This is a genomic window from Micromonospora sp. NPDC047187 (genome assembly GCF_040643355.1).
GTDB lineage: Bacteria > Actinomycetota > Actinomycetes > Mycobacteriales > Micromonosporaceae > Micromonospora > Micromonospora salmantinae.
Genome location: NZ_JBEYUF010000004.1, coordinates 279362 through 299601, shown reverse-complemented (window position 1 = coordinate 299601; position 20240 = coordinate 279362). Strand labels below are relative to the sequence as shown.

Genomic DNA, 20240 nt, shown 5'->3' with positions numbered 1-20240 from the left:
ACCGAGCTCGTTTCGCGATCTTGCACTTTCTGTCCCGACACAAGGCTCATAACACCCCATCTCGACAACAGAAGCTGCAAGATCGGCGCACTCATCGTCCGCCTCGGGGATGATCGCGGGTCCGCCCGTCGCCGGACGGCGGAACTGGCGATCGACGGATAACGTCGGCGCATGACTGTTGAGCACCCCGCGCTCGCACTGCGTGGCCTGGCCAAGCGGTTCGACGGCACGATCGCGGTGGCCGGCGTCGACCTGGACGTCCCCGCCGGCTCCTTCTACGGCCTGCTCGGCCCGAACGGCGCCGGCAAGACGACCACCCTGTCGATGGCGGTCGGGCTGTTGCGACCGGACGCCGGCTCGGCCTGGGTGCTCGGGCACGACGTCTGGCAGGACCCGGTCACCGCCAAGCGGCTGCTCGGTGTGATGCCCGACGGGGTCCGGTTGTTCGACCGACTCACCGGCGCGGAGCTGCTGGCGTACAACGGGTTGTTGCGGGGGATGGACCCGGCGGTGGTCGACCAGCGGGCAGCCGAGCTGCTGGACGTGTTGGCGCTCGGCGACGCCGGTCGCACGCTGGTGGTGGACTACTCGGCGGGCATGAAGAAGAAGATCGGTCTGGCCTGCGCGCTGCTGCACGGCCCCCGGGTGCTGGTGTTGGACGAGCCGTTCGAGGCGGTCGACCCGGTCTCCGCAGCACTGATCCGAGACATCCTCACCCGGTACGCGGCCGGCGGTGGCACCGTGGTCTTCTCCAGTCACGTCATGGAGGTCGTCGAGCGGCTCTGCTCGCACGTGGCGATCCTGGCCGGCGGCACCATCAAGCGGGTCGGGACCATCGACGAGGTCCGCGGCGGGCGCTCGTTGGAGCAGGTCTTCGTCGAGGTGGTCGGCGGGCGCACCGCGACCGGCGAGGAGCTGTCGTGGCTCTCCCAGTGAGCGCGGACGCCACCCCCGCCGCGCCCGTACGCACTGTCTCCGCTCGCCACTTCGTGCGGCTCAAGCTGCGGGTGATGGGCAACAACTTTCGGGGCCAGGGCTGGCGGATCGCCCTGTTCGTCGGTGGCGCGTTGCTCGGGCTCTGGTTCGCCGCCGCCGGGTTCTTCCTCTTCGCCGCGCCGGGCCTGACCGGCAACGGCCGGTACGCGGTGCTGGTCGCGGCGGCCGGTGGCGGGCTGCTGGTGCTGGGTTGGCTGTTTCTGCCGCTGGTCTTCTTCGGTGTGGACGAGACACTGGACCCGGCCCGGTTCGCGCTGCTGCCGCTGCCCCGGCGCACACTGGTGACCGGCCTGTTCGTGGCGGCCCTGATCAGCGTGCCGGTGCTGGCGGTGCTCATCGCGTCGTTCGGGCTGGTGCTGACCTCCTGGTCGTTGGGTGGCTGGTCGGCGGGGTTGGTAGCCGTCGTGGGTGTGCTCGCCGGGTTGCTGCTCTGTGTGGCCGCCAGCCGGGCGGTGACCAGCGCCTTCGCCACCATGTTGCGGTCCCGACGGGTCCGCGACCTGGCGGCCGTGCTGCTGGCGGTGACGGCCGCGCTGCTCGGCCCGTTGCAGGTCTTCGGCCTCGCCGCGCTGCGCGAGGCGGACTGGACCCGGTTGGCCGGCGTGGCGACCGTGATCGGTTGGACGCCGTTGGGCGCTCCATGGACCGTCGGCATCGACGTGGCCCAGGGGCGGGTGTGGGCGGCGCCGGTCAAGTTGCTGATCACCGTGGTGGCGCTCGGCGCCCTGCTGGCCTGGTGGTCCCGGTCGATCGAGTCGGCGATGGTGGGTGCGGCGAGCGCCGGTAAGGCCCCGGTGCGGCGCGGGGTCACCGGCGGCGCGGTCGCCCAACTGTTTCCCCGGGTCGCCGCCTGGGCCGGCCGGGACCGGTTCGGTGCCCTGGTCGCCCGGGAGGCCCGCTACTGGTGGCGGGACGCGCGCCGCCGGGCCAACCTGATCACGATCGCGGTGGTCGGCATCTTCGTACCGGTGTTGATCAACGTTACGGGCGGGGACTTCGCGTTCGATGACGGCGCCGGGTTCACGGCGGCTGCCAGCGACAGCTCACCGGTGGTGGTCACCATCTCCATGGTCCTCGTGGGCGTGCTCGCCGCCGTCACCCTGGCCAACCAGTTCGGCTTCGACGGCAGCGCGTACGCGGCGAACGTGGTGGCCGGGGTGCCCGGCCGGGTCGAGTTGCGGGCCCGGATGACGGCTTTCTCGCTGTACGTGCTGCCGATGTTGGGCGTCGTCGCTGTGGTGTTGTCGTTTCTGCTCAGCCGACCGGAGTGGATCGGCCTCACCATCGGCGGTCTGGTCGCCACCTACGGCGCCGGGCTGGCGGTGAACAGTCTGATCTCGGTGCTCGGGGCGTACTCACTGCCGGAGACGAGCAACCCGTTCGCCATGAACAGCGGTGCGGGCCTGGCGAAGGGGCTGCTCACCCTGCTGGCCATGCTCGCCTCGGTGGTCGCCGCGGTGCCGATGGTGGTGGCCGCCGCGCTGCTCGGTGACGCGTGGCTCTGGTTGGCCCTGCCGGTCGGCGCCGCGTACGGGCTGGGCGCTGCGCTGCTGGGCGCGTACCTGGCCGGTGACGTGCTGGACCGCCGTCAGCCGGAGCTGCTGGCCACTGTCACCCCGCGCCGCTAGTCAGCGCGTCGGCTGGGGTCCTGGGCGGCGTCGGCGATGAAGCCACGCCAAGCGGCCGGCGCGAAGCTGAGGGTCGGGCCGGAGCGATCCTTGCTGTCCCGGACCAGAACGACGCCGGGCAGATTGTCCGCCACCTCGACACAGGCACCACCCGTGTCGCCGGACCTGGTCGACGTCCGCCAGTGGGGTTGAGGAACGGTCATGGCGTCACCTTCAGCTTCCGGATCAGATCCAGCGAGGCGCTTGTGGACAGTGCCTCGCCCAGCAGGCTATCCCATTTCCGACCAATCAGACGCACGACGTCCGGGTCGTCGATGACATGTCCGCGAGCCACGTCCTCGACATAGGTGACCCGTTCACCGTCGGGCAGCTCAGCGAGCAGAAATCCGCCTGTCAGTCCGACATGGGCTCCGGCATCGAGGGGCACGACGTGCAGTCTGACGTTCGGCATGGCGGCGAATTCCATCAGCCGAGCAAGCTGCGCGTCCAGTACCGCCGGTCCGCCGATCGGGCGGCGTAGAGCCGTCTCGTCCAGGACGAAGACACATTGCGGCGACTCTGCCCGCTGCCACAACTGCTGTCGATCCATCCGGACCGTGACCAACTCGTCCACCAACTTGATCGGATTCAGGCCACCAGCGGAAATGACCGCGCGGGCATAGTCCTCGGTTTGCAGGAGCCCCGGAATCAGGCACGGCTCGAACTCGCAGAGCCGGATCGCCTGCTCCTCATGGTTGCGCCACGGAACGAACCAGGTCGGTAGCCGCTGCCGATCGGCGGCCCGCAACAGTTCGGCGAGGAGGCCGCCGGTGGCTAGGGCCTCGTCGGCGGCGACCGCGAACTCCATTGTCGGCCGACGTCGGCCGGTCTCGATGGCGGCCACCGTGGATGGACTCCACTTGGTCAGCGTAGCCAGCGCCTCCTGGGACACCTCGGCACCGGCTCGGGCGGCCTTCAACGCCCGCACCCACATCTCGACGTTCATCCTTACCTCTCCGGTAAGTACGTGACTGCGCTGTGTAGTAAGCCCTGGCATCCTCCCCTGTCCGCGCCGCTCAGTCCAGGGTGGATAGCACGCGGCCCGGCCGGTGGAGGCGACGTCCCGGCGACTGGGTCCTGCGTTCGGGCCGCCCCGGTCATCCCCCGATCGGGGCGGCCCTCGTCGACTGGGAGGAGATCAGCCTTGTTCGGGTTCATCCGTGGCGGGAACGGGGTGCGGTGGTCGTACCGGAGAAGGAAGGTTGCGGCACCGGAGGCCGTGCCGGGCGCGACCGGATCGGAGCGGTCGGTAGGCCCGCCGAATCAACCACCCGCGTGGGCGAACGGGCCGACGGTGGCCCTGCCGCGACCAGGCCGGGCCGGTTGGCTGACCCCGGCGCAAACCTGGCGCGCGAACGGTGGCCGCTGGTGAGCTGCGCCGGCCGGGAGCGCCACGCCACCACAAGCGATATACCTCTGAGTCATATTTATGCCTCAGAGGTATATCGCTCAAACCGGAGAGACCCTTCGACCACCGTACGGGTTCGGCCGATCGCGAAGACCGGGCCCGGCTGGTGAGCCGGCCACACGTGCCGATGCGGCCGCTGTGGCGGTGTCGGGGCTGCGGCGCGCACTGGCCGTGTCAGCCGGCGCGGCTGGCACTGCTCGCTGAGTACCGAGACGACCGCGTGGGGCTGCTGGTCTACCTGGCCACGATGATGGCGGAGGCCGGTGATCAGCTCGCCCGGCTCGGCGGACGACCCGCCGATCTGCACGAGCGCTTCCTTGGTTGGGCGAGGGGTCGGGGCGGCACAATGTTTCACGTGAATCATGAGCCGGGTGCCGAGATCCACCACACCGATCCGTTCGCGGTGCCGACCGGGCAACGGTCGCCGGTACGCCGGCTGCGTGGTCGCCTCGCCGCACCGGTGACCCTCTGGACGGCGCCCGGTCCGGCCGGGCTGACCGTCTCGTCCACCCTGGTGGCCGAGGGGGAACCGGACCGGCTGCTCGGGCTGATCGACCCGGAGTCCGACCTCTGGGCGGCCGTCGAGGAGTCGGGTCGGTTCGCTGTCACGCCACTCGGCCCGCCACACCGGCAGCTCGCCGACCGGTTCGCCGGCCTCTTCCCCGCCCCGGGCGGGCTCTTCGCCACCGGCGCGTGGAACGAGACGCCGTACGGGCCGGTTCCGGCGGACGCCGGCGGCTGGGTCGGATGCCGGCTGGACACCGCCCGGGAGTACGGCTGGGGCCTGCTGGTCGAGGCCACGATCGAGGCGATCGACCTGGCCGATGAGGCCACCCCGCTGCTGCACTACCGAGGTCGCTACCACGAGCTGCCGACCTGAACGGACCCTTCGCCACGGGCGACCGATCATCGCAGTGACCTGAGTCACTTGGCGCAGCCAGCCAACCGCTCGGCGCACTCGCCGACCGGCGTCGATCTCAGCCTTCCCTGCCGGGGAGTGCGCTCTTTACGGTGCGCGAAACTCCTCTGACGCCTGTGAAGGTGGTGATCCACAGATGTCCACGGACACACCCGCTCCGGCCGCTTCCCAGTCGGACAAGTACCTGGCCGTACAACGGTCGGACGAGTTCGCCGGGCTGCGGCGTGCGCTGCGCGGCTTCGTCTTCCCGATGACCGTCGCGTTCTTCCTGTGGTATGCGCTCTACGTCATTCTCTCCGCGTACGCCCGGGACTTCATGGGCACGAAGCTGTTCGGCAGCAACATCAACGTCGCACTGGTCTTCGGCCTGCTCCAGTTCGTCTCCACGTTCCTGATCGCCTGGCTCTACTCCCGGTACGCGGACCGGAAGATCGACCCCATCGCGGACCGGATCCGCGCCGAGATCGGGGAGGTGACCCGTGAAGACGGTTCACGCGGTTGAGACGTTCCTCGCGGCTGAGGCGGGCGATCACACCGCCCGCAACCTGACCATCACGCTGTTCCTGGTCTTCGTGGCGGTGACCCTGGGCATCACCATCTGGGCCAGCCGGCAGACCAAGACGGCGACCGACTTCTACGCCGGCGGCCGGTCCTTCTCCGGCTTCCAGAACGGCATGGCGATCGGCGGCGACTACATGTCGGCCGCCTCGTTCCTCGGCATCGCCGGCATCATCGCGCTCTACGGCTACGACGGCTTCCTCTACTCGATCGGCTTCCTGGTCGCCTGGCTGGTGGCCCTGCTGCTGGTCGCGGAGCTGCTGCGGAACTCGGGCCGGTACACGATGGCGGACGTGCTGGCCTTCCGGATGCGTCAGCGTCCGGTGCGTACGGCGGCGGCGGTCTCCACCATCACGGTGTCGATCTTCTACCTGCTCGCCCAGATGGTCGGCGCAGGCGCGCTGGTCGCGCTGCTGCTCGGCATCCGGCCGGGGACGACCTTCCTCGGCATGGACGCGGACACCGCGAAGGTGGCCACCATCATCATGGTCGGCACGCTGATGATCATCTACGTGACAGTGGGTGGCATGAAGGGCACCACCTACGTGCAGATCGTCAAGGCGTTCCTGCTCATGGGCGGCGCGCTGTTGATGACGATCCTGGTGCTGGCGAAGTTCAACTTCAACCTGTCGGAGCTGCTCGGCCAGGCGGCCGCCGCGTCCGGCAAGGGCAGCGCGTTCCTCGAACCCGGGCTCCGGTACGGCGTCGAGGTCGCCGGCAACTCGACGCAGACGTTCTACAACAAGGTCGACCTGCTGTCCCTGGGCATCGCCCTGGTGCTCGGCACCGCCGGTCTGCCGCACATCCTGATCCGCTTCTACACGGTGCCGACCGCGAAGGCGGCCCGTAAGAGCGTGCTCTGGGCGATCGGCATCATCGGCACCTTCTACCTGCTCACCCTGGCCCTCGGCTTCGGTGCGGCGGCGCTGGTCGGCAGCCAGGCGATCACGGCACAGGACAAGGCCGGCAACACCGCCGCGCCGCAGCTGGCCGAAGCGCTCGGCATCGACTTCTTCGGCGGCGAACTGGGCGGGGCAGCCCTGCTGGCGATCATCGCGGCGGTCGCCTTCGCCACCATCCTCGCGGTGGTCGCCGGGTTGACGCTGGCCTCGTCGTCCAGCCTGGCGCACGACTTCTACGCGAACGTGCTGAAGAAGGGTGAGGCGTCGGAGCGGCAGGAGGTGCGGGTCGCCCGGATCTCCGCCCTGGGGATCGGCGCGGTGTCGATCGCCCTGTCGATCTACGCGCAGAACCTCAACGTGGCGTTCCTGGTGGCGCTGGCCTTCGCGGTCGCCGCCTCGGGCAACCTGCCGGCGATCCTCTACAGCCTCTTCTGGCGGCGGTTCAACACCTCCGGCGCGGTGTGGGCGATCTACGGCGGGCTGCTCTCGGCCGTGCTGCTGGTGTTCTTCTCGCCGGTGGTCTCCGGTGCGGCGACCTCGATGTTCCCGAACCACGACTGGCAGTGGTTCCCGCTGTCCAACCCGGGCATCCTCTCCATCCCGTTCGGTTTCCTCTGCGGGTGGATCGGCACTGTCATCTCCAAGGAGCACGACGAGGACAAGTACGCGGAGCTGGAGGTGCGCGCCCTGACCGGCTCTGGCGCCCACTGATCGCGGCACCTGTCGAGGGGTTCCCTGTTGACGTGCGACGTCAACAGGGGACCCCTTCCGCGAATTCGGCGGTCGGTAGGCTGAGCCGCATGAAGGTTGCTGAGCGCTTTGGTTCCGATCACCGCGTCCTCGTCACCGGCGGAGCTGGCTTCGTCCCGTCACACCTGGTGGACGCCCTGATCGCCCGAGGCTGCACGGTGGTGGCGCTGGACAACTTCGTGACCGGCTCCAAGGAGAACGTCGCCCACCTGCTGGATCGGCCGACCTTCACCCTCGTCGAGGCGGACATCTCCGACGGTCTGCCGACCCACCACCCGGCGCTGGCCGAGCGGTTCGACGCGATCCTGCACATGGCCTCTCCGGCCAGCCCCACCGACTTCGCCCAGTTGCCGGTGGAGATCCTCCGGGTCGGCTCGGTCGGCACCCTGCACCTGCTGGAGCGCGCGGCCGCCGACGGCGCCCGGTTCCTGATGGCCTCCACCTCCGAGGCGTACGGAGATCCGAAGGAACACCCGCAGCGGGAGACCTACTGGGGCAACGTCAACCCGATCGGGGTCCGCAGCGTCTACGACGAGGCCAAGCGCTTCTCCGAGGCCGCGACGATGGCGTACCACCGCTACCGGGGGCTCGACGCGGCGATCGTCCGGATCTTCAACACGTACGGCCCGCGGATGCGCCCGGACGACGGCCGCGCCATCCCCACCTTCATCTCCCAGGCGCTGCGTGGCGAGCCGATCACCGTGCACGGCACTGGTAACCAGACCCGGTCCATCTGCTTCGTCGAGGATCTGGTGCGCGGCATCCTGCTGCTGCTCGACTCGACCGAGACGGGCCCGGTCAACTGCGGCACCGAGCACGAGCTGACAATGCGGCAACTCGCCGAGTTGATCGTGTCGCTCTCCGACAGCACCTCGAAGGTGACCTATGTCACCCGCAGCTCGGACGACCCGGAGATGCGTCGACCGGATCTCACGCTCGCTCGTGAACTGCTCGGATACGAGCCGTCGGTCGCGCCCGAAGATGGCCTGCGACGCACGATCGAGTACTTCCGGTCGCGGCTAGGGTAACCAGATCTTCGCGTACCGCCTGCCGCTGAGTGTCGCCTGAAGGCGGCAGTGGCTCCCGCTACGTACCCTGAGTTACATGTCCGCGACCTCGTCAGCCGGTGTCCCGCATCCGTACCTGCACCGCAGCGCCGGGCGCGCATCGGTGCCCGGCCCCGATCGGGGCGCCTCCGGGCGCGCCCGTCCGACCGAGGCGCGCTTCTACCCGTCGTACGACGAGGAGCAGCCTCGGTCCGGCGGCCCGGCGGGGCCCACCGGGCCCGGTGGGCCGGGTGGCACCGGCGGGTCGGGGCGGCGCGGCCCGCGACCGCGTTGGGGTCGGATCGCCCTGGTGGCCGGGGCCGCGGTGCTGGTGCTGGCGCTGCTCGGCAGCGTCGGCGCCTGGTTGTACGCCCGCAACCTCAACAGTGACCTGGCCCGCACCGACCCGTTCTCGGAGATCACCGGTGGTCGGCCCGCCAAGACCGTCGACGGTGCGCTGAACATCCTGCTGGTCGGCAGCGACTCACGGGACCCGGACGCGCCGGTCGACAGCAAGAGTCAGTGGCGCGCCGACACGATCATCGTCATGCACATTCCGGCCGATCACCAGGAGGCCTACCTGGTCTCCATCCCCCGGGACCTGTACGTGCCGATCCCGGAGAGCGCCGGCGCGGACTGCGGCTCCGGTTCGCGCGCGAAGATCAACGCAGCGTTCGCGTTCGGTGGGCTGCCGCTGGCGGTACGCACCGTGGAGTGCTTCACCGACGTTCGGATCGACCACGTGATGGCTATCGACTTCGGCGGTTTCAAGGAGGTCACCGACGCTCTCGGCGGGGTGGACCTGAAGGTGGAGCGCACCATCACCTCGATCCACAAGCCGTACCGGACCTTCACCAAGGGCACCAACCACATGGACGGCGCGGAGGCGCTGGACTGGATCCGGCAACGCAAGCAGTTCCCGGACGGGGACTTCGCCCGGATGCGGCACCAGCAGGAGTTCCTTCGGGCACTGATGGACAAGGCGGCCAGCACCGGCACGCTGGCGAACCCGAAGAAGCTCAACGATTTCCTCAAGTCGGTGACCGCGGCCGTAACCGTCGACCAGACTTTCTCGGTTACAGACATGGCGCTGCAGTTCCGTAACCTGCGCGGCCAGAACCTCACCTTTGTGACCAGCCCGAACTCGGGCAGCGACACCATCAACGGCGAGTCGGTGGTGGTGTCGGACCGGGAGAAGGCGCTCGCGATGTACCAGGCCATGTCCGGAGACACGATGGCCGACTGGGTCAAGGCGAACCCGCCGAAGAGCAACGACGGCGGCTGACCGTGGCCCGGCTGGCACCAGCCGTTCGGGTCATCGAGCAGCGACGATCGACTGAGTCTGCGAAATTCGACGTCCGGATTGACCCGGGATGAACTCGCCAAGTCGATTTGATGTACGTACAGTGGTGCCGCCCCCTCCTGATCACGAGCTGGAGCACGCATGCCGGTTCAGGCCAGTCGTCGCCCTTCTTCCTCCGGGTCCGCCGCCCCCAGCGGTCGAGTCGCTGCGGCCATACCCGCGCAGGCACGCCCCTCGGGCGGCGGGCCGGGCTCGCGTCCGCCCGGCAGCGGCGGTGGTGGCGGTGGCGACCGCCCGGGTGGTGGTGGGTCGAAGAAGCGGACCAAGCGCAAGGACCCGCTCTGGGCCAGGCTGACCGTCGTCTTCGGTGCCGTGCTGATGCTGAGCAGCGGGGTGGCCATCGTCGGCAGCAAGGCGTTGATCGGGCAGGCGACCGGCGGCATCGCGAAGGGCAACCTGCTGGGTGACGCCGGCAAGTCCGACGCCGAGGGCGGTGCGAGCCTGGACGGCCCGATCGACATGCTGCTGCTCGGCGTGGACGCGCGGGAGCGCTGGGCCGCCGACGACGTCCGCTCCGACAGCATCATCGTCCTGCACATTCCGGCCACGCACGACCAGGCGTACCTGATCTCGATCCCGCGGGACACCGAGGCGCAGATCCCGGCGTTCAAGAAGAGCGGCTACGGCGGCGGCTCCGGAAAGATCAACGCCGCGTTCCAGGCCGGTGCCGCCAACGGTGGCGGCTGGGAGGGTGGCGCCCAGCTGATGGCCCAGACGATCAAGCGCCTCACCGGGATCAGCTTCGACGGCGCGGCGATCATCAACTTCGGTGGCTTCAAGAACGTCATCGACACCCTGGGCACGGTGCGGATCTGCGTCAGCCAGGAGGTCAAGTCGCTGCACATGTCGTACGTCGACGGCAAGCCGATGTGGAACGCGGACGCCAAGAAGACCGGCAAGCAGCGGACCCCGGTGGTGCACAAGAAGGGCTGCCAGGAGATGGAGGGTTGGGCCGCGCTGGACTACTCCCGGCAGCGCAAGTCCCTCAAGAACGGCGACTACGACCGGCAGGCCAACCAGCAGCAGCTGATCAAGGCGATGGCGAAGAAGGCCACCGAGGGCGGGATGTTGTCCAACCCGGCCAAGATGAACAACCTGATCAAGGCGGCGGGCAAGGCGTTCGTGCTGGACACCGGCGGCGTGCCGATCGAGGACTTCATCTTCACCATGCGCGGGGTCACCGGCAACGAGCTGACCATGCTCAAGACCAACAATGGCACCTTCAACGCCAACGACAACAACACCGAGGGCTTGAGCGAAGAGACGATGGCCATGTTCCAGGCGGTCAAGCAGGACAAGCTCGCCGAATTCGTCTTCACCCACCCCGAGGTGATCTCCACCCGCAAGTGAGGGCCGGGAGTCGCGGAAAGCCAGCGACGACCTCCTCACCGCCCGTAGCCTGACGTGAGCAGGTTTCACGTATCGGCTGCGGGGAGGCGGTCACGTCCAGGTGGGGACGGAACGCAACGGGCCGGGCCGGGACGGCCCCGTCCGCCCGGTCGCCTCGCGCCCGTTGGCCGCGGATCCTGCTCGGCATCGGCCTGGCTCTCGTCCTACTGGCGGGGCTCGCCGTGGCCGGGCTCAAGACGCTCAGCCACCGCTACGACCGCACGGTGACCAAGGAGCAACTGCTCGACGCCGACGCCCGCACCGACCGCACCGACCTGGACGGGCCGCTCAACTACCTCCTGGTCGGCTCCGACCGGCGCCCGGGCGACAGCGGCCCCGACCAACGCTCCGACACCATCCTCATCGTGCACGTCCCCGCCGGGCAGCGGGAGGCGTACCTGGTCTCCATCCCGCGTGACCTGCTGGTCGCCATCCCGCCTGCGAACGGCTTCGGCGGCGGTCAAGACAAGATCAATGCCGCGTACGAGCACGGCGGCGGCGGGCAGGCCGGCGCCCAACTGCTCTCCGCCACCCTGCACCGGCTCACCGGAATCCGGTTCGACGGCGCCGCGCTGATCGACTTCTCCGGCTTCCGGAAGGTCATCGACCTGCTCGGCGGGGTGGAGATGTGCGTGGACACCGAGGTCCGCTCGATCCACACCAACCGGGTCTTCCCCACCGGCTGCCACCAGATGGACGGCGCGCAGGCGCTGGACTACGTCCGACAGCGCTACGACCTGCCCGGCGGTGACTACGACCGGCAGCACCACCAGCAGCAGCTGCTCCGGGCGATGTTGGACAGCGCCGGCAGGGCGGACCTGCGGAGCAACCCCGTCAAACTGGACCAGGTGCTCCGGGCGGTCGGCGGCTCCTTGACCGTCGACACCAACGGCGTACCCCTGGAGGACCTGCTCCTCGCGCTGCGCGCGCTGCCGCCCGACGGGATGCGCGGCGTCCAGGTGCCCTCCTCGCCGCAGACCATCGACGAGGTCTCGTACGTGGTGCTGGACAACGGCGGCAACGGGCTCTTCGAGGCGCTCCGCGGCACTGAGGTGCCGGCCTGGGCGCAGGCCAACCCTCGCTGGGTGACCCGGTTGTGACGGTGCCGACGGCCCGGTCGGTGCCGAACCGGCCCATGAGGATCTAGTGTTGCTTCCTGTGTTCGGACCCCAGGTTCCCACCGTGCCCGTGACCGAGATCGCCGACGAGACCTACCTGCTGGACGTGCGGGAGGACGACGAGTGGGCGGCCGGCCACGCGCCCACCGCCCACCACCTGCCGATGATGGAGCTGCCGGCCCGGCTGGCCGAGGTGCCCACCGACCGGGAGGTGGCTGTCGTCTGCCGTTCCGGCGGACGTTCCGCCCAGGTCGTCGCCTACCTGATCAACAACGGCTGGGAGCAGGTACGCAACGCCGACGGCGGGATGCGCCAGTGGGCTGCGGTCGGCCGACCGGTGGTCGACGCGAACGGGCAGCCCGGCCAGGTCATCTGAGGCCGGCGGAATGGGCGGGCCACTGGTCTTCGCGCACCGCGGCGCCTCGTTCGACCTACCCGAGCACACCCTCGCCGCGTATCTGCGCGCCCTCGACGAGGGCGCCGACGGCCTGGAGTGCGACGTCCGGCTGACCCGGGACGGGCACCTGGTCTGCGTGCACGACCGACGACTCGACCGCACCAGCAACGGTCGCGGTCTGGTCAGCGCGCGTACGCTCGCCGAGCTGGACGCCCTGGACTTCGGCTCGTGGCACCCGGGCAGCGCCCCGATCGGCGACCTGCCACCGGACGAGTCGCACACCCGGCTGCTGACCCTGGCCCGGCTCCTGGACGCGGTGCTCGCCGCCGGGCGACCGGTCCGACTGCTGGTGGAGACGAAGCACCCGTCCCGCTACGGCTCGAACGTGGAACGGCGACTGGTCAGCCTGCTGCGCCGGTACGGGCTGGCCGACCCCGCGCCGGACGACCCGGTGCAGGTCACCGTCATGTCGTTCTCCCCGCTGGCGGTCCGTCGGGTGCGCGAGCTGGCCCCGACGCTGCCCACCGTGCTGTTGCTGGAAGTGCTGCCGCGCTGGCTGCGGTTGGGTCGGCTGCCGTTCGGCACCCGGATCGCCGGGCCGGGCATCGGCCTGGTCCGGGCCCGCCCGCAGCTGCTGCCCGCACTGCGCGCGGCCGGCAACCAGGTGTACGTCTGGACGGTCAACGAGCCGACCGACCTGGAGCTGGTGCTGGCCGCCGGCGTGGACGGGATCATCACCGACCGGCCCGCGTACGCCCTCGCCCGGCTGGACCGCTGACCCATCGACCGGGCGGGGGTGCCCAAAACCCGGTCGGCGGGGCAGACTCGGCACATGCCGGAGCGTATCGATTTCCCCGCTCTCCTCGCCGGCCACACCGTCGTGATCGAGATGATCAACTCTGGGGACGCGGGCCTGCCGGTCCTCACCCAACTGCTCCGGGTGGCCCAGCCTGCGCTCGGCGCCACCGGGATGGCGTTCGTCGAGTTCGGTCCGACCGGCGGTCGCGTCATCGCCGCGACCGGCGCGGCGGAGTGGGCCCTCGGCCGACCACTGGCTGTCGACGACCCGGACACCGTCTGCCTGCTCTCCGGGCCACGGGTACGCCAGGCGCGGGTGAGTGACCTCAACGGCAAGCTGGCCGGCGAACTGGCCGGCAGCGGCCTGCGCCGGATGGTCGTCTCCCGGGCCGAGATCGGCGGGCACACCGTCGGCAGCCTGCACGCGCTCTACCCGGGCGACGACGAGCCGGGTGCCGAGCAGCAGGGGGTGATCGCTTATCTCGCCTCCTGCGTCGGGCACATGTACGGCGACCAGAGTGGCCTGCCGGTGCACGGCGACGGCCCGGTGGTGGCGGCCCTCGCCGACGGGCTGGCCGTCGTCGACCGGGACGGGCACGTCCGGCTCTGGAACCCGGCAGCCGCCCAGGTCACCGGCCGGACGGTCGAGCAGGCGCTGAGCCACCCGTTGCCGTTCCCACTGCCGCCCTCCGGGCAGGTTCGGGACCACCGGATGCCGGACGGCCGCTGGCTGCGGATCACCTCCGGCGACCTGCCCGGCCCGGGAACGTTACGGGTGGTCACCTTCCGCGACATCACCGACCAGCAGCGCCGCGACCACGACCGAGAGCTGTTCGTCGCGGTGACCAGCCACGAGCTGCGCACCCCGGTCACCGTCATCAAGGGGTACGCGGACACCCTCACCGACCACTGGGAGTCGCTGACCGACGTCGACCGACGGCAGGCGGCCCGGGTGATCGGGCAACGCGCCAACGAGCTGGCCCGGCTGGTCGACCGTCTGCTCAGCTCGGCGGCCGAGGTAGGGCCGGGCGACGACCCTCCCACCCCGTTCGACCTCGGCGAGGCGCTGCGTTCCGCCGTCGTCGACCTGCCGGCGGAGCTGCGCCGCCGGCTGGTGCTCCGCCTCCCGAGCGATCTACCCAAGGCGCTCGGTCACCGGCCCAGCCTGGCCACCGTGCTGACCGAGTTGACGACCAACGCCGGTAAATACTCGGCACCTGGTTCTCCCATCGAGATCACCGCCTCCGGCGACGGTCATCTGGTGGCGTTCCGGGTCAGCGACCAGGGCATCGGCATCCGACCCGAGCACGTGGAACGGGCGTTCGACCGGTTCTGGCAGGGCGAGTCCGGCGACCGTCGCGGCTACCCGGGGGCCGGGCTCGGCCTCTATCTCGTCCGTCGGATCGTTGAACAGCAGAATGGATGGGTATCCCTACGTCCGAGGACCGGCGGCGGTACGGTCGCAGAGGTGCGGCTACCACGCGGTTGACCAGGGGTGGCGCGACGTGGAGGCGACGGTGGCAGCGGCAACGAGGGATCGAGCCTGGTGCGTGGTGGTTCCCCACCACCCGGGCGGGGCACGGCTGGCCCGACACCGGCTCGCCGCCGAGCTGACGGATGTCGTACCCCCGACGCTCCTCGCGGACCTGATCGCGGTGCTCGCGGAGCTGGTGGGCAACGCGGTGCGGCACGCCAGACCGCTGCCCGGCGGCGTGATCCGGGTTGCCTGGCAGCTGCGGCCCTCGGCCGAGGGCGCACTGATCCAGCTTCGGGTCACCGACGGCGGCAGCGCGAGCACCGGGCCGCGGCTCCGGACGGCCAACCCGGACGCGGCGGACGGGCGCGGGCTGCACATCGTCGCCGGCCTGGCCACCCGTTGGGGCGTCGAGCGGGACGGCATGGGCCAGCGCGTCTGGGCGGAGTTCGACCCGGCGCCGACACCTCGACCCGACCTGGTGTCGGCGGGCTGAGGACGGCTCGGGCGGGTCCCGGTCACGGCGAGCCGCTCGGGGCTCTAGGCTGTGACGCCGTGAGTAAGCGTCGAAAGAGCCAGCGCGCCGCCGCCGACACCACCCCCCGTCGCGACAAGGTGCGAGACGTCTTCGTGCCGCGTCCGTTCGACGGGCTGGTCGACGAGTCCGAGTGGATCGCGCTGCGCGAGTTGGTGCCCGCCGCCTCGGCCCCGCTGCGCCTGGCACCCGCCCTGGTCGAGGAATTCGGCGACCGGGCGGCGACGCTCGCCACGGTGCTGCCGATGGCCGCGCCGGCGATCACCAAGCCGGACGGCCGGGTGCTGATCGGTCTCCAGCGCCACCAGCAGTCCGGCGACGTGTCGCGGGACCTGGCCGACGCGTTGCTCAGCGCGCTGCGTGCCGAGCCGGGTGGCCAGGTGGCAGTGCCGCCACTGCCCGGCCCCGGGCCGCGGCTGCAGGACATCCTCGTGGACGGTCCGCTGGACATCACCATGCACGACGGTTTCGACTTCTGGCTCGACCCCGGAGCAGCCGACGATCCGACCGTCCAGGCGTCGCTGGAGCGGGCGAACGCGGCCATCTACCCGACGGTCCGGCTGACCGCGGCGAAGGCCGCGTACTGGTGTCAGGTCCCGGAGAAGGCCCACGTGCGCTGGGTGCTGCCGGACGACGAGGACGCCGCCCTGGACGCGCTGGCCCGACTCGGCGCGGCCGGCACGCTGACGCTCGGCGAGCAGACCAAGTTCGCCGGCATGTTCCGCGCGCACGGTCGACTCGTGCCGGTCTGGGACCTGCCGGAGGAGACCCCGGCCGCCGAGTGGGAGGAGCCGGTGGCGCAGTTCGCCAAGCGGTACGCCGAGGCGCTCACCGTCGCCGACCCACTCGACGCCGCCGGCCGCCGGGCCCGTCAGGGGCTGCTCGGCCGCCAGCTCACCCTGCGCTGAGCCGGGGCCGTCGTTCCGCTCGGCCGGGCGAGCTCAGGCGGCGTCTCGCTCAGCCGGGGTCGTACCGCTCAGCGGGGTGACGGGCCGGTCGTGTGCTCAGCCGGCGACGGGTAGCGGGTCGCGGGTGATCGGGCAGGACATGCAGCGCGGCCCGCCCCGACCGGAGCCCAACTCGGAGCCGGCGATCGGGATCACCTCGATGCCGGCCCGCTCCAGTTGGGCGTTGGTCTCCGTGTTGCGCTCGTAGCCGACGCAGAGCCGGGGGGCCAGCGCGAGAGTGTTGTTGCCGTCGTCCCACTGCTCGCGTTCCGCGGTGACCGGATCCAGTCCGGTGTCGATGACCCGGAGCAGGTCGAGGTCCATCGCGTCGGCGGCGGCCCGCAGGAACGGCGCCGGCCCGTCCACCCGGGGGTCCTCGCCGTCCCCGCCGGCGATCACCGTGTACGCGGACAGCGTGCTCGCGATGTTGGGGTACATCAGGACGGCGTCCACGTCGACCATCGTGCACACGGTGTCCAGGTGCATGGTGGCGCGCTTCTGGGCGATCGGCACCACCAGGATGGTGTGGGCCAGGCCGGCGGCGAAGACCTGCCGACCGAGGCGTTCCGCGCCGGCCGGGGTCGTCCGCTCGCCCACCCCGACCGCCAGCACCCCGGGCGCGAGCAGCAGCACGTCCCCGCCCTCCAGGTGCTCCAGGCTGGGGCGGTAGACGAACTCGGTGCCGGCGAACCGGGGGTGGTGGCGGTAGATGGCGTCGGTCAGTGTGGTCTCCCGGCGGCGGGCCGGCATGGCCAGGCTGGTGACACCGACCCGGTCGCCGATCCACAGCGACGAGTCGCGGGTGAAGAGCAGGTTGGGCAACGGGTCGATGACGAAGTCGTGTCGGTCCATCAGCGTGTAGACCAGCCCACCCGGTCGCTCGGAGCTGATCCGCAACTCCTCGTGGGCCAGCCCGGCGGTGAGCACGTCGGCGAGCGCGGCCGGGTCCAGGTAGGAGAGGTGGTCGGCGACACGGGCGCGCAGCGTGTCGCCGAGCCGCCGGGAGCGCAGCACCTGCTCGGTGAGTTCGGCCCGGGCGTCCGCGACGGCCAGCGTCTCGGCCAGCAGGGTGGCCAGGTAGAGCACCTCGACGCCGCGCTCGCGCAGGGCGGCGGCGAACGCGTCGTGCTCCTCCTGGGCGCGCCCCACCCAGGGGATCGCGTCGAACAGGAGCGAGTCGTTGTTGCGCGGGGTGAGCCGGGCCAGTTCGGGGCCGGGCCGGTGCAGCAGTACGGTGCCGAGCCGCCCGACTTCACTGTCGACGTAGTGGGTCACTCCCGCAGCGTAGGGCAGGGTTTAGCGGCATCCGAGAAAAGAACTGTGGATGAATATGGCATTCATCCACAGTCATTCCGGCGCTCCGGCTTGCAGAACACCGGTAGTGGCAACGTAGGGTAGTGAGGACATAACTTCGAGGGACCTTTTGCCGGAGGTCGCGATGACTGTCTTTCCCGCACGACGAGCCGTACCGTCCGCTCGGGCACTGCCGCCCGTCGCGGTGCCACACCCCCGCGTCGAGGCGCCGGGGGTTCTCGAACCGGTCCGTCCGACACCGCTCGAGTGGGCCCGCCGCCGTCGGGCCGAGCGGGGTGCACGCCGCCTGGAGGCGGCCGGGGCACGGGCGTTGGGCCAACTCGACCACCTCGGGCCTGCCTGGCACGTGATCGAGTGGCCGCGCACCGACGTGACGGACGTCCTCGACCGCGGTCAGGACGAACGAGCCGGGTTCCTCGCCATCGGGCCGAGTGGCCTGTTTGCCGTGACCATCGCCGACCACGGCCGAGCCAGGGTGCTCGTCGCCGGCGACGTGGTGCAGATCAACGGCAAGCGGCCTCCGTACGTGGCCGAGTCCCGCCGGGACGCCAAGCGGGCCAGCAAGGCGCTCTCCGAGGCGGTGGGGCTGCCCGTTCCGGTGACGCCGGTGCTGACCTTCGTCGGCTCGGGCGTGATCAGCGTCTACGGCCTTCCGAAGGACTGTCTGATGGCCACCCACCGGGAACTGGACCGGCTGCTCGTCGCCGGCGGCAGCCGGATCAGCCCGGCCACAGCCGAGAAGCTTTCCCGGGTCGCACAGCACCCGGGCACCTGGCTGAACGGCACGTACCGTCCAACCGCCGACTACCGGTGGTACGACGAGGGCCGAACGGCCGCTGACAAGCCGGCCCACCGCCGGTAACGTCACCGGCGACGCCACGCGGCTCCGGTCCCCCCGTTCACCTCACCGGTCTCCGCGCCGTCACCGGTCGCCTCGGTTCACGCTGCGCGCCCCGGTGACCCGGTGCGCTCGGTGATTCCGTCGGCGACCCGCTAGCGTGGACAGTCGATCGGTGCACATAGGAGGCGCGGTGGCCCACGTCGAACTTTCGCTCTCGGAAGCGTTCGTGCCGGCGGCGCGGGCCTCGACAGAGCCGGAGTCCGACAACGTCGGCCAATGGTCGTCGACAGTCTCCCGGGCGGACGAGCCGTGCCTGCTGATCGACGCCGACACCCGGGTGGTGGCGATCTCCACGGCCGGTTGCGAGCTGCTCTGTCTCGGTGAGCCGGCCGGGCTGATCGGGCGACCGTTGCTCGATGGCGGGCTGCGCCTGCTCGACTTCACCGCCAACCGGGGCGAGCTGACCGAAGCCGAGATCGACAAGATTCCGCCCCTGCTGGCGCTCTCCTCCGGCCGGCTCGCCCGTGGGCTACTCAGGGTGCAGGCCGCCTCGGCGAACAGCTCCGACGCGACAGTAGACGCGATCTCCACCCCGGTGCTCACCGACGGCACCGTGGCCGGCTCACTCACCTTCTTCTCCGAGGTCTGACCTGCGGCGCAGTGTGTCCCTCGCCGCACGCGGCGTTGCCCGGGCGGGTCCACACGAAGGCCGTAGGGTGCCCTCATGCTCGATATCGCCCTGCTGCCGGGGGAATACGCTGTGTGCCGGCTCGCCCCCGGCACCACCCTGCCGTACGCGCTGTCAAGCGGGCTGCGCGACGCGGACGTGGTGACGGTGAGCTGGACCTCCGACGGGATCTCCGTGATCTGCCCGACCGAGCGGGCGCCGGCACAGGCCGTGGTGGAGACGACCTGGCGTTGCCTACGGGTCACCGCCCCGGTGGCCCTGGCCGGCACCGGCAGCCTTGCCGCGCTGGTCGACCCGCTCGCCGAGGCACGGGTCAGCGCCGTCACCTTCTCCACGTTCGACACCGACTATCTGCTGGTGCCGACCGTCCGTTTGATCGAGGGCACGGCCGCGCTCCAGCGCGCCGGGCACCGCGTCACCGGCTGACCTTCACCCGACCCGCCGCTCGCCCTACGATGGGCTCGGCCACCCCGGCCGCGACGAATTCTCCGATGTCCCGAGGATCGGCCCGTGCCGTTCACCCCACCCCCGCCCGCGTCCCCCTCACCGCGGTCGACGATCCACCCCCCACCGGCGGCTGCTGGCCGGGCAGCCGATCGCGTTCCGGCGCGGAGCCTCGCCCGAGTCCTGCCGATGGCGCTCGCCGTCGCGGCGCTGGCCGGCTGCGGCGCCCCACCCGGGCTGGGGGAGCCGACCAGCGTGCCCACCCACACCGCAGCCCCGACACCGTCCGGACCGAGCACCGCACCGGCCACCCCGCCCACCACCGCGCCGTCTCCCGGTACGGTCACGCCCACCCCGGACGCCGGGTTGGTCGCGACGGCCTGCCGCAACGGGCCGACCGGCCAGCGGGTGCTGCAACTGTTGCGCGGCCGGGCCGGAGTGCTGCCGGCGAACGTCCGGGTCCAGGTCCGCACCGGGCCGCTCTGCGCCGCTGACTGGCAGTTCACGGTGCTGACGGTGACCGGGCACGAGGAACTCCAGGTGATCACCCGGGGCGAGCCCGGTTCCCCGGTGCTGGTCACCGCCGGCACGGACGTCTGCACCATCGAGGTACGCGCCACCAGCCCGGCCGGGATTCGCGCCCTCGCCTGTGACGCCGGCCCGGCCAACGGGCCGGGTGCGTAGGC

The 20240-nt window shown here is 70.8% G+C and carries 21 protein-coding genes; 18 read left to right on the top strand and 3 right to left on the bottom strand.

The features are described 5' to 3' along the window. Positions 1-171 precede the first annotated feature (171 nt). Together ABZ794_RS10620 and ABZ794_RS10615 are read left to right on the top strand one after the other, a co-directional pair. Positions 172-936: an ABC transporter ATP-binding protein gene (locus ABZ794_RS10620; protein WP_091396824.1), complete on the top strand. Its 765-nt coding sequence runs from the start codon at positions 172-174 to the stop codon at positions 934-936. Beyond that, a complete protein-coding gene (locus ABZ794_RS10615) occupies positions 933-2624 on the top strand; it encodes an ABC transporter permease (RefSeq protein ID WP_210782771.1) in 1692 nt (563 codons plus the stop codon). The genes ABZ794_RS10620 and ABZ794_RS10615 overlap by 4 nt, the downstream gene beginning before the upstream one ends. On the opposite strand, the gene ABZ794_RS10610 is transcribed toward ABZ794_RS10615, so the two are convergent. Together ABZ794_RS10610 and ABZ794_RS10605 are read right to left on the bottom strand one after the other, a co-directional pair. Next, positions 2621-2827 carry a DUF397 domain-containing protein gene (locus ABZ794_RS10610; RefSeq protein WP_238687957.1) on the bottom strand — a complete coding sequence of 69 codons (207 nt, stop codon included), beginning with the start codon at positions 2825-2827 and terminating at the stop codon, positions 2621-2623. The two genes, ABZ794_RS10615 and ABZ794_RS10610, sit on opposite strands and share 4 nt — an antisense overlap. Beyond that, positions 2824-3609, bottom strand: coding sequence for a helix-turn-helix transcriptional regulator (locus tag ABZ794_RS10605; RefSeq protein WP_238687956.1), 786 nt, complete (start codon positions 3607-3609; stop codon positions 2824-2826). Before ABZ794_RS10605 ends, ABZ794_RS10610 begins: the two co-directional genes overlap by 4 nt. Before the next feature lie 589 nt (positions 3610-4198). On the opposite strand from ABZ794_RS10605, the gene ABZ794_RS10600 reads away from it, so the two are divergent. From ABZ794_RS10600 to ABZ794_RS10545, 12 genes are all read left to right on the top strand, one after another. After that, positions 4199-4951: a flavin reductase family protein gene (locus ABZ794_RS10600; protein ID WP_357515310.1), complete on the top strand. Its 753-nt coding sequence runs from the start codon at positions 4199-4201 to the stop codon at positions 4949-4951. Between the two features lie 175 nt (positions 4952-5126). Next, the gene (locus ABZ794_RS10595; RefSeq protein WP_088950720.1) at positions 5127-5492 is read left to right on the top strand and encodes a DUF485 domain-containing protein; all 366 of its coding nucleotides are present in this window, start codon (positions 5127-5129) and stop codon (positions 5490-5492) included. Then, complete coding sequence (locus tag ABZ794_RS10590; protein ID WP_210782730.1) at positions 5470-7161, top strand: cation acetate symporter; 1692 nt, start codon at positions 5470-5472, stop codon at positions 7159-7161. Before ABZ794_RS10595 ends, ABZ794_RS10590 begins: the two co-directional genes overlap by 23 nt. A gap of 89 nt (positions 7162-7250) precedes the next feature. After that, entirely contained in the window at positions 7251-8228 is a 978-nt protein-coding gene (locus tag ABZ794_RS10585; RefSeq protein WP_210782732.1) for an NAD-dependent epimerase/dehydratase family protein, read from the top strand. Between the two features lie 76 nt (positions 8229-8304). Next, complete coding sequence (locus tag ABZ794_RS10580) at positions 8305-9531, top strand: LCP family protein (RefSeq protein WP_210782734.1); 1227 nt, start codon at positions 8305-8307, stop codon at positions 9529-9531. A gap of 159 nt (positions 9532-9690) precedes the next feature. After that, entirely contained in the window at positions 9691-10959 is a 1269-nt protein-coding gene (locus tag ABZ794_RS10575) for an LCP family protein (protein WP_210782736.1), read from the top strand. Positions 10960-11180: 221 nt separating this feature from the next. Next, positions 11181-12098 (top strand): LCP family protein, encoded by a 918-nt coding sequence (locus tag ABZ794_RS10570; protein ID WP_238687954.1) that lies wholly within the window; start codon positions 11181-11183, stop codon positions 12096-12098. Between the two features lie 58 nt (positions 12099-12156). After that, a complete protein-coding gene (locus tag ABZ794_RS10565; protein ID WP_030487745.1) occupies positions 12157-12492 on the top strand; it encodes a rhodanese-like domain-containing protein in 336 nt (111 codons plus the stop codon). A 10-nt stretch (positions 12493-12502) separates the two neighbouring features. Continuing rightward, on the top strand, positions 12503-13291 hold the full coding sequence (locus ABZ794_RS10560) for a glycerophosphodiester phosphodiesterase family protein (RefSeq protein WP_210782738.1): 789 nt from the start codon (positions 12503-12505) through the stop codon (positions 13289-13291). 54 nt (positions 13292-13345) lie between these two features. Beyond that, on the top strand, positions 13346-14800 hold the full coding sequence (locus tag ABZ794_RS10555; RefSeq protein WP_210782740.1) for a PAS domain-containing sensor histidine kinase: 1455 nt from the start codon (positions 13346-13348) through the stop codon (positions 14798-14800). A 61-nt stretch (positions 14801-14861) separates the two neighbouring features. Then, positions 14862-15281 carry an ATP-binding protein gene (locus tag ABZ794_RS10550; RefSeq protein ID WP_238687953.1) on the top strand — a complete coding sequence of 140 codons (420 nt, stop codon included), beginning with the start codon at positions 14862-14864 and terminating at the stop codon, positions 15279-15281. A gap of 59 nt (positions 15282-15340) precedes the next feature. Then, a complete protein-coding gene (locus tag ABZ794_RS10545; RefSeq protein WP_210782745.1) occupies positions 15341-16228 on the top strand; it encodes a DUF5926 family protein in 888 nt (295 codons plus the stop codon). A 96-nt stretch (positions 16229-16324) separates the two neighbouring features. Here the strand turns inward: ABZ794_RS10545 and ABZ794_RS10540 are convergent, their stop codons facing one another. Continuing rightward, on the bottom strand, positions 16325-17542 hold the full coding sequence (locus ABZ794_RS10540; protein ID WP_091396783.1) for an arginine deiminase: 1218 nt from the start codon (positions 17540-17542) through the stop codon (positions 16325-16327). Positions 17543-17705: 163 nt separating this feature from the next. Here ABZ794_RS10540 and ABZ794_RS10535 point away from each other — a divergent pair, with 163 nt between their 5' ends. The 4 genes from ABZ794_RS10535 (at position 17706) to ABZ794_RS10520 (ending at position 20238) form a co-directional block, all read left to right on the top strand. After that, positions 17706-18443 carry a hypothetical protein gene (locus tag ABZ794_RS10535; protein ID WP_112583868.1) on the top strand — a complete coding sequence of 246 codons (738 nt, stop codon included), beginning with the start codon at positions 17706-17708 and terminating at the stop codon, positions 18441-18443. Between the two features lie 169 nt (positions 18444-18612). Further along, entirely contained in the window at positions 18613-19071 is a 459-nt protein-coding gene (locus ABZ794_RS10530; protein WP_112583869.1) for a hypothetical protein, read from the top strand. A gap of 75 nt (positions 19072-19146) precedes the next feature. Further along, positions 19147-19536, top strand: a complete 390-nt coding sequence (locus ABZ794_RS10525) for an ACT domain-containing protein (RefSeq protein ID WP_238687952.1) — start codon at positions 19147-19149, stop codon at positions 19534-19536. Positions 19537-19743: 207 nt separating this feature from the next. Then, complete coding sequence (locus ABZ794_RS10520) at positions 19744-20238, top strand: hypothetical protein (RefSeq protein ID WP_210782749.1); 495 nt, start codon at positions 19744-19746, stop codon at positions 20236-20238. The last annotated feature ends 2 nt before the right edge of the window (positions 20239-20240 follow it).

Bases quoted from the DNA above. Each gene is read 5' to 3' on its own strand.
- ABZ794_RS10580 (WP_210782734.1), top strand. From the start codon at position 8,305: ATGTCCGCGACCTCGTCAGCCGGTGTCCCGCATCCGTACCTGCACCGC.
- ABZ794_RS10560 (WP_210782738.1), top strand. From the start codon at position 12,503: ATGGGCGGGCCACTGGTCTTCGCGCACCGCGGCGCCTCGTTCGACCTA.
- ABZ794_RS10520 (WP_210782749.1), top strand. From the start codon at position 19,744: ATGGCGCTCGCCGTCGCGGCGCTGGCCGGCTGCGGCGCCCCACCCGGG.
- ABZ794_RS10585 (WP_210782732.1), top strand. From the start codon at position 7,251: ATGAAGGTTGCTGAGCGCTTTGGTTCCGATCACCGCGTCCTCGTCACC.
- ABZ794_RS10620 (WP_091396824.1), top strand. From the start codon at position 172: ATGACTGTTGAGCACCCCGCGCTCGCACTGCGTGGCCTGGCCAAGCGG.
- ABZ794_RS10525 (WP_238687952.1), top strand. From the start codon at position 19,147: ATGCTCGATATCGCCCTGCTGCCGGGGGAATACGCTGTGTGCCGGCTC.
- ABZ794_RS10605 (WP_238687956.1), bottom strand. From the start codon at position 3,609: ATGAACGTCGAGATGTGGGTGCGGGCGTTGAAGGCCGCCCGAGCCGGT.
- ABZ794_RS10535 (WP_112583868.1), top strand. From the start codon at position 17,706: ATGACTGTCTTTCCCGCACGACGAGCCGTACCGTCCGCTCGGGCACTG.
- ABZ794_RS10555 (WP_210782740.1), top strand. From the start codon at position 13,346: ATGCCGGAGCGTATCGATTTCCCCGCTCTCCTCGCCGGCCACACCGTC.
- ABZ794_RS10610 (WP_238687957.1), bottom strand. From the start codon at position 2,827: ATGACCGTTCCTCAACCCCACTGGCGGACGTCGACCAGGTCCGGCGAC.
- ABZ794_RS10595 (WP_088950720.1), top strand. From the start codon at position 5,127: ATGTCCACGGACACACCCGCTCCGGCCGCTTCCCAGTCGGACAAGTAC.
- ABZ794_RS10600 (WP_357515310.1), top strand. From the start codon at position 4,199: ATGCGGCCGCTGTGGCGGTGTCGGGGCTGCGGCGCGCACTGGCCGTGT.
- ABZ794_RS10575 (WP_210782736.1), top strand. From the start codon at position 9,691: ATGCCGGTTCAGGCCAGTCGTCGCCCTTCTTCCTCCGGGTCCGCCGCC.